This is a genomic window from Rhizobium sp. BK529 (assembly GCF_014194105.1).
Lineage (GTDB): Bacteria > Pseudomonadota > Alphaproteobacteria > Rhizobiales > Rhizobiaceae > Rhizobium.
On record NZ_JACIAU010000003.1, the window covers coordinates 62,151 to 74,289 of the forward strand.

Genomic DNA, 12,139 nt, shown 5'->3' on the forward strand with positions numbered 1-12,139 from the left:
CAGCCCGGAGCATCTCTCTAGGTCTGCGTAACACCTTAAGCGGCGCCTATTAAGGAGGTGCCGGTAGCTTGGGCTGCGAAAAACCTGCCAATGTCAGATATTGCTGAGCGGATGCCTACGTCCAAGCAACGACGGATGAACCTTTCCATCTCGAAGGCGGTCTGGCGGTCAGCCGCCGACCGGACCATAGGCATTGCCTGATTAAGCCGCGCCGAGTTCGGCCCTGGTTACCTCATCTATTCCCCTGAAGATTCGACGCTGCGCAGCGATATGCCGACGCAAAGCGCAGAAAAATGATCTGAGCAGGTGGCTGACGGCGTCCAGGGACAGCAGGCAGCGGCCAACTTGCAGCGCCTGGAGCACCTCGACCACATCTTGCGCCGCATCGAGATCGACCAGTCGACCAGCCTTGAGGCGATCCTCCATCTCAGATCGTTCGCCGCCGCTCATGATCGTACCCAGCCAAATCGAAAGGATTTGCTCCTCCAGCCGATGACTGGTCAGAAGCAGGGGAACAAGCCCGTCGGCGACTGTTCCGCAGAGCCGCTCATTGACACGACACGGCTGAAAATCGGCGATCGCCTCAAGGAGAGCGCACCAGGACAGGAGCTCACCGTAGCGGGCTTCGAGTTCGTCGAACGCTGATGTAGGGCCGTTCATCGCTCACCTCTGGAGGAAAAGGCTTGCGGCAATAGCGATGGCAGCGATGACCGCCGTCAGCACACCTGTCCGTTGCAGCACACCCATGCGGTAAAGCGTGATCGCGAAGATCACGATGACAGGTGTTGCGATCGAAAGTCCGATTTGCGCGTCGCTCATAAGGTCTCCTTTACGAGCGCAGCATAGCCAGCCGCAACGACCGCTTCTTTGAGATCGATCAAAGACCTCCCGCTGGGCGAGCAGACCATCCGAACGGGGCGTACGGCTGTTTGCGGTTTCACAAAGACGGGTACGCAACCCCGTCATAAACAGCGGGGCATGACCTCGATAATCTCAAGCGACAAGCCGCGCGATACCGATAGTGGCGATCTCCTGATATGGATTCTTGCCGGGAGCGAGTTGGTAGCCTTCGGGGCGCTGCTGACGGCATTTGTCATCGCTTCTGTGTTGCATCCGGAAATATTCGCGGCCGGCAAGGCGAGGCTTCCTCACGTCCTGCCGGTCATCAATACGGTCGTTCTTCTGACAAGCGGCTGGTTTGCCGCCAAGGCCGCCGAGCAAAAGGCCATTCCTCGCCGGCGCTTGATGCTGCTTGTTGCGGCCCTGGGCGGGCTCGTCTTTGTCGGGCTGAAATGTAGCGAATATGTGTTCGAAGGTTCTTCGCTTCTTGCCGGCGATCCGTTCTCGCAACTTTATCTTCTCATCACCGGATTTCATCTGATGCATGTAGCATTCGGTTCGATCATCCTCGTGCTAGTCGCAGTCTTTCCGACAAGCGAAAATGTCCACCTGATCACTACGCTCTGGCATGTGATCGACATCGTCTGGCTCGTCATGTTTCCGGTGGTCTACTTGCTATGACACATTCCGATCGTCCGAATTGCTCGCGTGCCTTGCTGCTCCTCCTTGCTCTGACGGGCTGCATGATCATCTTGACGCGCGCCCCGCCGAGCGGGGTGCCGCCGGCTTTGGTCGCTGTGGCGATCGCAACGATTGCCGTCATCAAAGTTCGGCTTGTCGTTCTGGATTTTCTCGGGCTTCGCGGAGCCGGGACATCTTTGACCGCAGCCTTATGGTCCTGGGCAGCATTCGTGCTGCTGATCGCGGTCACACGCGCCGCCTTGCAATTGTCTGTTTGACGTTAGGCTTACTCTCGATTGGTCCCAGCCTGGCCGCAAGCCGCACATGGCTTGCGCCGTCGCTTGCATGCCTCACTGCGCATAGGGGCCTCGTATATTCGTCGTCTTGCTTGCGAATGAGCAAAGAGCTTGCGGTCGAATTCCGCCATTCCGTTCCAGCGAGCTGCCCCGCCGGCTCGAATTCCGACGTCGCGGCGACATCGCCACTGACATGAAAGGATGATCGATGGCTGAACGCCTGACAAAAACTGCGGCCCGAAACGTGTTCTACGGCGGGTCGGCATTCTTCTTCGCCATATTCGTGGGCCTTACGGCCCACAGTCACTATTACATCCGCACGGTGTCCACCAATGAGGCCACCCTGACGGAAAGCGTCGCCCGCGGAAAACACATCTGGGAAAAGAACTCCTGCATCAACTGCCACACACTTGATGGCGAAGGCGCTTATTTCGCACCGGAACTCTCGAATGTCTGGATCCGCTGGGGCGGGGACAAGGACCCGGCGAGTGCCCGCGAGGCGCTTCACGCGTGGATGGCTGCACAGCCTTCCGGCATCGAAGGCAGACGGCAGATGCCGCAGTTCAATCTTACAGACCAGGAGGTCGATGACCTCGCCGATTTCCTCGAATGGGTCAGCAAGACCAACACCCAAAACTGGCCTCCGAACCAGGCCGGCTGACAGCGAGAGGGTAAAGAAATGAAGTATAAGACCCAGAGCATCGCAATGCTCTATTTCTACGGAGCGCTCGGCCTGTTCATGGCACAGCTCCTGTTCGGCGTGCTCGCCGGCACCATCTACGTGCTGCCCAACACGCTATCCGTCGAACTGCCCTTCAACATCGTGCGCATGATCCATACCAATGCATTGATCGTCTGGCTGCTCATGGGCTTCATGGGGACGACCTATTTCCTGCTGCCGGAAGAATGCGAAACCGAGCTCTACAGCACCAAGATCGCAATCGCGCAGTTCTGGATCTTCCTGATCGCGGCGGCAGTCGCCGTCGTGGGTTATCTCTTCCATATTCATGAAGGCCGCGAATTCCTGGAACAGCCCTTTGCGATCAAGGTCGGGATCGTGGTCGTCGCGCTGATGTTCCTCTTCAACGTTACCATGACCGCGCTCAAGGGACGCAAGACGACCATTACCAACATCCTGCTCTTCGGCCTGTGGGGGGTCGCGATCTTCTTCCTCTTCGCCTTCTACAATCCCGTCAATCTCGCGCTCGACAAGATGTACTGGTGGTATGTCGTCCATCTGTGGGTCGAAGGCGTCTGGGAATTGATCATGGCGTCGGTCCTTGCCTTCCTGATGATCAAGCTGAACGGGATCGACCGGGAAGTGGTCGAGAAGTGGCTCTATGTCATTATCGGTCTGGCGCTGTTTTCCGGGATCCTCGGCACCGGCCATCATTATTACTGGATCGGCGCTCCGGGTTACTGGCAGTGGATTGGATCGCTTTTCTCGACGCTTGAGGTAGCGCCCTTCTTCACCATGGTCGTGTTCACCTTTGTCATGACCTGGCGCGCCGGCCGCAAGCACGAAAACAGGGCCGCCCTCCTCTGGTCGCTTGGTTGCTCGGTCATGGCTTTCTTTGGTGCCGGTGTCTGGGGTTTCCTGCACACGCTCTCATCGGTCAACTATTACACCCACGGCACGCAGGTCACTGCCGCCCACGGACATCTGGCCTTCTTCGGTGCCTATGTGATGCTCAATCTCGCAGCAATGGCCTATGCCGTCCCGCAGATCCGCGGCCGCGCGCCCTATAACCAGTGGCTGTCGATCGCAAGTTTCTGGATCATGTGCACCGCAATGTCGGTCATGACCTTCGCACTCACCTTCGCTGGCATCATCCAGGTTCACCTGCAGCGGGTTCTCGGCCAGTCGTACATGGAAGTCCAGGATCAGCTCGCCCTCTTCTATTGGGTGAGACTTGGCTCCGGCATCTTCGTCTTCATCAGCGCTTTGATGTTCGTCTGGTCGCTGCTCATCCCAGGACGGGCGCGCATATCGAACCCGGCGGTCCAGCCCGCTGAATGAGACGGCCACTTTTCCTGGAGAATAACAATGACGATAGCCTTCAACCATCCGCTCAATCCGGATGTGGAAATACCGCACTACGCACCTCAGGGGAACGAATGCGCACTCTTCGAACACGCCTGGACCCGACAGCTTCCGATCCTTCTCAAAGGGCCGACAGGCTGCGGAAAGACGCGCTTCGTGCAACATATGGCAGCCCGCCTCGGGCTGCCTTTATCGACAGTCTCCTGCCACGACGATTTGACGGCCGCCGACCTCACGGGCCGATATCTTCTCAGGGGTGGCGAGACGGTCTGGATGGACGGTCCCCTGACAAAGGCAGTCCGGGATGGCGGCATCTGCTACCTCGATGAAATCGTCGAGGCACGCAAGGATGTGACGGTGGTTCTTCATCCGTTGACGGACGACAGGCGCATTCTTCCGCTTGAAAGGACCGGTGAAGTCTTGGAGGCCGGCCCGGGCTTCATGGTCGTCGTCTCCTATAATCCCGGATATCAAAACCTGATGAAGGCGCTGAAGCCCAGCACGCGCCAGCGCTTCGTCTCGATCGAATTCGATTTCCTGCCGCGCGATCGGGAGATCGCCACGGTGTCGCTGGAAAGCGGTCTTGCCGAGGCGAAGGTCGCACCGCTGGTCGAACTTGCCCGACGGCTGCGGACACTGAAAGGACAGGATCTCGAAGAAGGCGTCTCGACCCGCCTGCTGATTTACTGCGCCTCGCTCATCGACGCTGGCCTGCCGGCGATCGAGGCAGTGCGGGCAGCCATCATCGAGCCGCTGACAGATGAACCGGACGTCAAGGCTGCCCTCGTCGAGGTCGCCAGGGCCTCGATCGGATAGGTGAAGCATGCTGGAATTTCTGGAACTCGAAGAGACGGTGGGGCGCGCCTGGCATCGGCTCGTCGGCAATACCAGTTCATGGCCGCGCCACCACGACGCAGCGGTTCACCTGGCCGAACTCAGGCCGCAGCTTGCCGTCTGTTTCAGGGCATTCGGCGGGGGCGCCACCCTGCAAATCCAGAGGGCAAGGCAGAAAACGTCGATGCACAGGCTGCGGCTGAGACAAGTGATCGGCCTCGGCGAAGAGAGGTCGGATCATCCGAGTTGGGACGGGACGGCGATCCATCTACCGGCGGCCGTCGATCTTTTCGACGAACGTTCGCTCAACCGGGATCTCTATTTCTGGTTGGCCGCCTATGTGGCGACCGCACCATCCGTTTCATCCCCCGTCGATCCGGCTCTCGCTGACATGTGGCGGATCGAAACGGGCCGCGAAAACTCCGCCCTAGTCATACAGAATTTTCCAGGAATGGCGGCACGCTATGGCCGGCTCGCCCAAGCGCTGCTTGGCTGCCGCAGGCGCGGAACGCTTCCCCAGGCGGAGCAGCGCATCGAGGAGTTTGCCCGGCTGGCACTCACCTTTCCCTTGCATCATCCCCTTCCCGATGCCGTTCGCCCGAGAATAACCGCTGCCCCGGCCGGTTATCTGCCGATGCTGCCTTTGCCGATATGGCCGGATTTCAGCGGCCGCGGCGAGATGAGCCCGTTTGAGCGAGATGACCTTCCGTCCGACCAGGCCGGTGATGACCAACACGCGCGGCCATCGCATGAGGCGACACGCAAACGCGATGCGGGCGACCGCAAGCGCGATCCCTTCATTCTAAATCGCTTCGAAAAGATCCTCGCCATGGCGGAGATGGTCAATGTCGATCGCCCGAGCGATGACAGCGAGGAGCATGATCCGTCAGCTGCCGAGGAACTCGAGGAACTTGCGCTCAGCGAAACGCGCGAACGGCCGCAGTCCAAATTTCACTTCGACCTAGACCTCTCGCCTGAAGCCGTCGACCCGACGATGATAGACGGGGAATTCACCTATCCGGAATGGGATTTCCGGAAAAACCAGTATCTCGCCGAGCATTGCCGCGTGGTGATTGGCTCTTCGCCCGACAGGGTGGACCAACTGATCGCCAGTGATGCCGCGCTCGTGCGCAAGGTCAGGCGCCAGTTCGAGACGCTGCGCCCGAAGCGCGAGCTGCGGCGGGCTCAATTGGATGGGGACCAGATCGATCTCGAAGCAGCCATCCGCTCGCGCATCGACTTCATCGCCACCGGCCAGCCGGACGACCGGATTTATGAGTGTGCCCGTCCCGCCAGCCACGAACTTGCGACTTCGATCCTCGTCGATGTCTCCCTGTCGACCGACTCCTGGGTCGATAATCGCCGGGTTCTCGACGTGGAAATGCAGGCGCTCGACGTCTTGGCCCGTGGCCTGCAATCTTGCGGCGACCGCTTTGCCATCAAGACCTTCACGTCAAGGCGACGCAACTGGGTTCGTGTCGATACCGTCAAGGATTTCGATGAAAGTTTCTCGGGCAAGACTGCCGGCCGCATCGCAAGCCTCAGGCCCGGTTATTACACGCGCATGGGAGCGGCCATCCGGCACGTCTCCAGCCAACTGGAAAGTGACGGCGCAAGAAAGAAACTCCTGCTTATCCTGACGGACGGCAAACCCAATGACGTCGATCACTACGAAGGTCGCTTTGCCCTCGAAGACAGCCGCAAGGCCGTCATGGAAGCACGCGCGAATGGACAGGCAGTGTTCGCCGTGACGGTCGACCGCAGCGCCGGCGACTATCTGCCTGCGATTTTCGGCAGATCCGGCTTTGCACTCGTGTCGGACATTTCAAGACTGCCAAACGCGCTGCCTACCATTTACCGGAGCTTGACCACGTAGCGACGCGAAAGACGAAGCCCCCTTTTCGCACGCAAAAAACCAGGCCGGCTTAGTTTCTGGCCTGGTTTTTGCGCATGTTAGGTGCGCAAGGAGTGATCAGCAGACACATTGCCATTGTCGGAAGTGGCAAGCAGCCGCGTTCAGGCAGCCTTGCTATGCGTTCGGCCGAACGAACCGAAATAGGCGTCGAAGGCGGCTGCAACGGCGCGGACCATGAAGCGATGCTCCTTCGAGACGGTGATGCAGCCGTTCTCCAGCGTCACGACGCCATCGGATACGAGGCTCGCCAGCCGGTCGTTCCGATCGAGCAGAAAGCCGATATCGTATCCGGACTCGGCGCCAAGCTTTGCGAGATCGACCTTGAAGTCGCACATCAGACGCTCGATCACCCTGGCCCGAAACTTGTCCTCGTCGGTCAGCTCATAGCCCTTGGCTGTGGCAAGGATCCCCGATGCGATCCGCTCGGCATAGCGACCGAGCGCAACATGGTTCTGAAAATAGCCGCCAGGCAGCCGGCCGATTGCCGAAGCGCCGAGCCCGATGAGAGTATCACATTCGTCGGTCGTGTAGCCCTGGAAGTTCCGCCGCAGGCTGCCGGAAAGCGAGGCGATGGCGAGCTGATCGTCAGGCAATGAGAAATGGTCGAGGCCGACACGGACATATCCGGCGCGCTCCAGCTCCCGGGCAATCGCTTCGGCTTGCTCGTTGCGCTGCGCGGCATCGGGCAGCGCCGCTTGGTCGATCAACCGCTGATGTTTCTTAAAGGCCGGCACATGGGCGTATCCGAAGACGGCGAAACGCTCCGGCCGCAGCTCGACCGCCGCCCTTACCGTTTCCATACAAGACTGGACGGTCTGATGCGGGAGTCCATAGATTAGGTCGAAATTGATGCTCGTCACACCGTAGCCCCTGAGCCCGGTTACGGCCGCCTGCGTCTGTTCGAAGCTCTGTATCCGGTTGATCGCTTTTTGAACGACTGGGTCGAAACTTTGCACACCGAGACTTGCGCGGTCGACACCGTTTTCGCCAAGAGCGGAAATCATCGCGCTCGATAGCGTCCGCGGATCGATCTCCACCGCAATGCTGCAATCACTCGTGAACTGGAACGCGCTTTTGAGCTTGTTCATCAGGCTCGAAAATTCGTCCGGTTTCATGATCGTCGGCGTGCCGCCGCCGAAATGAACATTCTTGACCGGAACGTTGTTTCGGGCTGCCTGCGATACGAGTTCGATCTCCTGGCTCAAAACATCGAGATATTCGAGCACAGGCGCATCCTGGCGCGTGATCGTCGTGTGGCAGCCGCAATACCAACACATGGAGCGACAGAATGGAACGTGCAGATAGACGGAAACAGGTCCGGAGGCTGCAACCTCTGAAAGACCCTGCACATATTGCTCCGGCCCGACGGCTGGCGAAAACGCAGGCGCGGTCGGATAACTGGTGTAACGTGGCAGGCGGGCCTCGCCATATTTGGCGACCAGGGTATCGGACATTTCAGCTTCCTTCATGAGAACATCACGATGTTCATATGCCGACGAAGGTCCAGCTTCCTTGTCCTGGATCAACAATGGCCAGCGCGACGCCAACAACAAGCACGGCGGTGGCCTGCGCCCCGGTACAACCAACAATCGCCCTGATCTTTGTTCGCTGTCAAAGTTGCCCGGTCTGCACCCGACTATCTTCCGAGCCCGACACAGGATGCGCCGCGGTCCGGTCGTCAGTCATCCCGCGGCAGAAGGAAACAGCCATAATGACAGACGCGCCAGCCACACAGACTGCGGTTGCCCATATCGACGTGCGGATCCTGCCGCCCGTCGAACGCCATCCCCAGATCTTTGGCACGCTTCACTCGCTGACACCGGGCCAGAGCCTCCACATTACCAGCGATCACGAGCCTCGCCCCCTGCAGTACCAGCTTGACACTGCCCTGCCCGGAAAATTCTCCTGGGAATATCTGGAACAGGGACCGGATGTCTGGCGCGTGGAGATCATCCGTCTTGATGCGGGCTGCGACTGCTGCTGCGGCAGCCACTAGGGCCGGAGACGCGCCATGATGCCCGTGGGCACGACCCTGTCGCGGTGGACGATGTCGTATTTCGGCGCGGCGCTGTCTTACCTGCTGCTGGCGGAGTGCCTGCTGGCAGCCGGCGTCTGGACGCCATCGCATGATGTCGCTGAGCCGGGAGCGCTTGCCATCGTGCATGCAGTGACGCTCGGATGGCTTTTGCTTCTGATGATCGGATCGTTGCTTCAGTTCGCGCCCGTCCTGACAGGCAGTGACAGACCAGCCAGCCGCTTCGATCTGATCATCTTTACCGGCATGCTCACCGGCCCCGCGCTTCTCATGCTGGGTTTTCACCTGATCAGCCTCGGTTCCCCGGCGGCCGGGCTGATAATGACCGCGGCTTCCGTGACACTTTCTCTTTCGATCGCGGCGTCCTCCGTGTCACTGTCAGCGCTCTTATGGCGGGGAAGACGCGTGCATGCCGCCTCCCCCATCGTTCTCGTCGGTATCGGCTGTCTGCTTGTCACGATAGCTTTCGGCGCCCTGTTCGCGCTGACCGTCTCGGGTCTGGTGGAGGCACCCGCCCTCATCGCCTACGGCATAGATGCGGTTGGGTTCCATGCGAGCTTTGGCCTCGGGGGATGGATGACCTTTGCGGCGATCGGCGTCAGTTACAAGCTGCTTCCGATGTTCCTGCTGTCCAGCGACATGCGTAAGGCCCAGCTCATTCGCCGATGGGGCACGCTTGCGGTCGCACTCCTGTCAGCCGCAGCGATTGGCACTGCGCTCGCACCCGATCTGGCGCGTGCCGCTTTCCTGTCGGCCGCGGTGCTGTTTGCGCTGGTCGTCGCCTTCTACCTCTTCGAGATCTATGCGACATATCGCGCCAGGCGCCGTCCGGCGCTAGAGCTCAACACCCTGGGATCGCTGCCGGCCTTCGCGATGCTTGGCCTCTCCGTCGTCCTTCTTGCAGCATCGCTGTTTCTTCATGCCGAGACACGTAGCGTGTCGGCGATCACCTATCTCTTCGTCTTCGGCTGGCTCAGCGGTTTCGGTCTCGCCCAACTCCTGAAGATTGTTCCTTTCCTCACCTGGATCGAAGCCTTCGGTCCGCTTCTTGGCCGCAGGCCGACGCCGAAGCTCAGCTCACTCGTCAATGGCCGCCGGGCGCGGACCTGGCTCGGCCTTTTCTATCTTGCGGTGGTCGCAGCCGCGATTGCGCTCTACCTTGGGTCAGACGCCGGTTTTCGCATGGCCGCGGCTGTTCAAACCGCATCGACCCTCGCCCTTGTTATTGAGCTGGTGCTCGCGCGCATGCTTGCGAATGTCGGCCCCCAGATCAAGACGGCACCATTTCACAAGCCGGCGCTGTTCGTCGCCGCAAAAAACCACAGAGGTAACGCCAATGGTTCAGTTCCGTGAACTCGACGTCCGACAGATCCTGCGTGATGGCGGCATGCCATTCCAACTCATCATGGACACGTTCGCCAGCCTTGATCCCGATGAGGGTCTGAAGTTACGCGCGATATTCGAACCCGTCCCCTTGATCCGCCAGCTCGAACGTCGCGGCTATTCGCATGTCGTAAAGCGACTGGCCGATGATGATTGGGAAATCGATTTCGTTCCCAACAAACTGATCCGGCGATCGGAGGCCGCCATCGCCGCGACCGAAGTGGTCTGGCCGGATCCGGTGTGGAACCTCGACCTGACCGATCTCCCACCACCCGAGCCGATGGAGCGCATTCTCTCCCGGCTGGAGACGATGGAGGACGGCGAGGTTCTGTTTGCCCTTCTCAACCGGGAGCCCGTCTTCCTGTTCAATGAATTGAAGACACGCGGTCACGAATGGATCGGCAATTTCGATTCGTCCGGCAAGACCTACCGGATCATGATCAGGACGAGCGCGAGAGGCCAGGACGATGCCGGTGTCTGAGCTCACCGAGGAAGATATACGCAATGCGTTGCGTGAGATAGAAGATCCCGAAATGGGAAATAGCATCGTCGATCTCGGCCTCGTCTACGAGATCGACATCGCCGAACCCGCGGTCGTGAAGATCAAGATGACTACGACCACCCGCTTCTGTCCGGCGTCGGGCTATATTGCCGACGCCGCACGTCAGCGCGTTGAGAAGATTGCCGGCGTAAGCCAAGCTGTTGTCGAGCTTGTGTACGAGCCGGCCTGGTCGCCGGACAGGGTATCGCTCTTCGGCCTGCCGAAGACGTGATTTTTCAGTGACGTTTTTCGCGTGGCGAACCAGTCGCTCGATATGCAAGATTGCGCGTTGAATAGGGGCGGTCAGTCAACGCTTCCTTTTGAATGGAAAGGTCCGATGAGCGAAGACAGTGGCGATGAGAGAGGGCTGTTTGGCGCCGAGACAGACGGTGGCCCTGTCATTGACGCTACTGTGCTCGCCGAGCGTTTCGGCCTTACGCCCGACCTTCTCATGGATCATCTGCGCCGAGGTTTCGTCCGTTCGAGGGTGGAGATCGGCACCGGCGACGACGCCGGCACACGGCGTCTTTCCGTCCGCATCGGCAATCGGATCTGGATTGCGATTGTCAATGAGGACGGCGGCGTGCTCAGCGAGGAAATGCGATTTTTCGGAATGACACCGAGAGACGGGCGAAACTGAATGAAAAAGGCCGCTCCTGCAGCCTTTGCGACGTCGGCAATGTCACCTCCCCCTCCTTTCGCCAGGAAGACCGCGGCCGATAGTGGCACTTGGCGACGCGGCCTCCCCTCATTCTGGGGTTACATCTGCCTTCCCGGAATTTGACAGGCGAGATCGCCCCATCGCTCTTTATCGGCAGAACCGGATCAGGCCTTCAACACACCGCCGGCCGCAACCACCGCCTCGGGCGTATCGACATCCGGATGGGCGGCGTCGCCTATGCGGAACGTTTCCGACCGGTGCGCGTTGATTACTATTGGCCCGAGCCACGCGGCCTGGGCAGCGCGAGGGAGGTTATCATGAAAATCAGCGATTGCATGACCACAGACGTCCAGATCACCGATCCGGAGCATACATTGCAGGATGTCGCCTTAATGATGGGGCGTCTCGACACAGGGGTTCTCCCGGTGGGTGAGAACGACCGGTTGGTCGGCATGATCACCGATCGCGACATCGCCATCCGTGGGGTGGCAGAAGGCAAGGGGCCGAAGACGAAGGTACGAGATGTCATGAGTACCGATGTCAAATACTGCTTCGAGGACGAAGACGTGGAAGACGTCCTGCATAACATGGGCGATCTTCGGGTGCGGCGCTTGCCGGTGCTGAACCGAAAAAAGCGGCTCGTCGGCATCATCTCGCTTGGCGATCTCGCTATGAGGGGCAGTGCCAAGGAAACGGGCAAGGCGCTCGGCGGCATCTCGCAACGCGGCGGCGCACATTCGCAAACAGCCCACTGACGGTCAGCGCAGCTCTATAGAAAGACTGTCAGCCAGTTCGCCGCCACCCTCATTCGCTCGCTCGCGCCATAGCCTTGGCGCGAGCATTTTGTGGGCACACGCGCCCCTCCTCGATCGCCGGCACCTTTTAGTCTGCCCACAGTCATCGATCACC

Annotated in this window: 15 protein-coding genes; 13 read left to right on the forward strand and 2 right to left on the reverse strand. The window is 59.8% G+C overall.

The window, feature by feature from the left end; genetic code table 11:
- Positions 1 to 306 precede the first annotated feature (306 nt).
- Complete coding sequence (locus FHX08_RS20235; protein WP_165911999.1) at positions 307 to 645, forward strand: hypothetical protein; 339 nt, start codon at positions 307 to 309, stop codon at positions 643 to 645.
- Between the two features lie 18 nt (positions 646 to 663).
- On the opposite strand, the gene FHX08_RS20240 is transcribed toward FHX08_RS20235, so the two are convergent.
- Positions 664 to 819 (reverse strand): hypothetical protein, encoded by a 156-nt coding sequence (locus tag FHX08_RS20240; protein WP_165911998.1) that lies wholly within the window; start codon positions 817 to 819, stop codon positions 664 to 666.
- Between the two features lie 159 nt (positions 820 to 978).
- Here FHX08_RS20240 and FHX08_RS20245 point away from each other — a divergent pair, with 159 nt between their 5' ends.
- From FHX08_RS20245 to FHX08_RS20270, 6 genes are all read left to right on the forward strand, one after another.
- Positions 979 to 1,521: a cytochrome c oxidase subunit 3 gene (locus tag FHX08_RS20245; RefSeq protein ID WP_132658445.1), complete on the forward strand. Its 543-nt coding sequence runs from the start codon at positions 979 to 981 to the stop codon at positions 1,519 to 1,521.
- Positions 1,518 to 1,799 (forward strand): cytochrome C oxidase subunit IV family protein, encoded by a 282-nt coding sequence (locus FHX08_RS20250; protein ID WP_132658443.1) that lies wholly within the window; start codon positions 1,518 to 1,520, stop codon positions 1,797 to 1,799. The genes FHX08_RS20245 and FHX08_RS20250 overlap by 4 nt, the downstream gene beginning before the upstream one ends.
- 226 nt (positions 1,800 to 2,025) lie before the next feature.
- Positions 2,026 to 2,478, forward strand: coding sequence for a c-type cytochrome (locus FHX08_RS20255; protein ID WP_132658441.1), 453 nt, complete (start codon positions 2,026 to 2,028; stop codon positions 2,476 to 2,478).
- A gap of 18 nt (positions 2,479 to 2,496) precedes the next feature.
- On the forward strand, positions 2,497 to 3,837 hold the full coding sequence (locus FHX08_RS20260; protein WP_132658439.1) for a cbb3-type cytochrome c oxidase subunit I: 1,341 nt from the start codon (positions 2,497 to 2,499) through the stop codon (positions 3,835 to 3,837).
- 27 nt (positions 3,838 to 3,864) lie between these two features.
- On the forward strand, positions 3,865 to 4,677 hold the full coding sequence (locus FHX08_RS20265) for a CbbQ/NirQ/NorQ/GpvN family protein (protein WP_132658437.1): 813 nt from the start codon (positions 3,865 to 3,867) through the stop codon (positions 4,675 to 4,677).
- 7 nt (positions 4,678 to 4,684) lie between these two features.
- Positions 4,685 to 6,571 (forward strand): nitric oxide reductase activation protein NorD, encoded by a 1,887-nt coding sequence (locus FHX08_RS20270; RefSeq protein WP_132658435.1) that lies wholly within the window; start codon positions 4,685 to 4,687, stop codon positions 6,569 to 6,571.
- 140 nt (positions 6,572 to 6,711) lie between these two features.
- Here the strand turns inward: FHX08_RS20270 and hemN are convergent, their stop codons facing one another.
- Positions 6,712 to 8,064, reverse strand: coding sequence for an oxygen-independent coproporphyrinogen III oxidase (gene hemN, locus FHX08_RS20275; protein WP_132658433.1), 1,353 nt, complete (start codon positions 8,062 to 8,064; stop codon positions 6,712 to 6,714).
- 257 nt (positions 8,065 to 8,321) lie between these two features.
- On the opposite strand from hemN, the gene FHX08_RS20280 reads away from it, so the two are divergent.
- The 6 genes from FHX08_RS20280 to FHX08_RS20305 all read left to right on the forward strand — a co-directional run bounded on the left by FHX08_RS20280 (position 8,322) and on the right by FHX08_RS20305 (position 11,985).
- The gene (locus FHX08_RS20280) at positions 8,322 to 8,606 is read left to right on the forward strand and encodes a DUF2249 domain-containing protein (protein WP_132658431.1); all 285 of its coding nucleotides are present in this window, start codon (positions 8,322 to 8,324) and stop codon (positions 8,604 to 8,606) included.
- Between the two features lie 15 nt (positions 8,607 to 8,621).
- The gene (locus tag FHX08_RS20285) at positions 8,622 to 9,998 is read left to right on the forward strand and encodes a hypothetical protein (protein WP_132658429.1); all 1,377 of its coding nucleotides are present in this window, start codon (positions 8,622 to 8,624) and stop codon (positions 9,996 to 9,998) included.
- Entirely contained in the window at positions 9,982 to 10,509 is a 528-nt protein-coding gene (locus FHX08_RS20290; RefSeq protein ID WP_184327608.1) for a DUF2249 domain-containing protein, read from the forward strand. The genes FHX08_RS20285 and FHX08_RS20290 overlap by 17 nt, the downstream gene beginning before the upstream one ends.
- Positions 10,496 to 10,801 (forward strand): metal-sulfur cluster assembly factor, encoded by a 306-nt coding sequence (locus tag FHX08_RS20295; protein ID WP_132658425.1) that lies wholly within the window; start codon positions 10,496 to 10,498, stop codon positions 10,799 to 10,801. The genes FHX08_RS20290 and FHX08_RS20295 overlap by 14 nt, the downstream gene beginning before the upstream one ends.
- A gap of 105 nt (positions 10,802 to 10,906) precedes the next feature.
- Entirely contained in the window at positions 10,907 to 11,209 is a 303-nt protein-coding gene (locus FHX08_RS20300) for a DUF6522 family protein (protein WP_132658423.1), read from the forward strand.
- Between the two features lie 338 nt (positions 11,210 to 11,547).
- Complete coding sequence (locus FHX08_RS20305) at positions 11,548 to 11,985, forward strand: CBS domain-containing protein (protein WP_132658421.1); 438 nt, start codon at positions 11,548 to 11,550, stop codon at positions 11,983 to 11,985.
- The last annotated feature ends 154 nt before the right edge of the window (positions 11,986 to 12,139 follow it).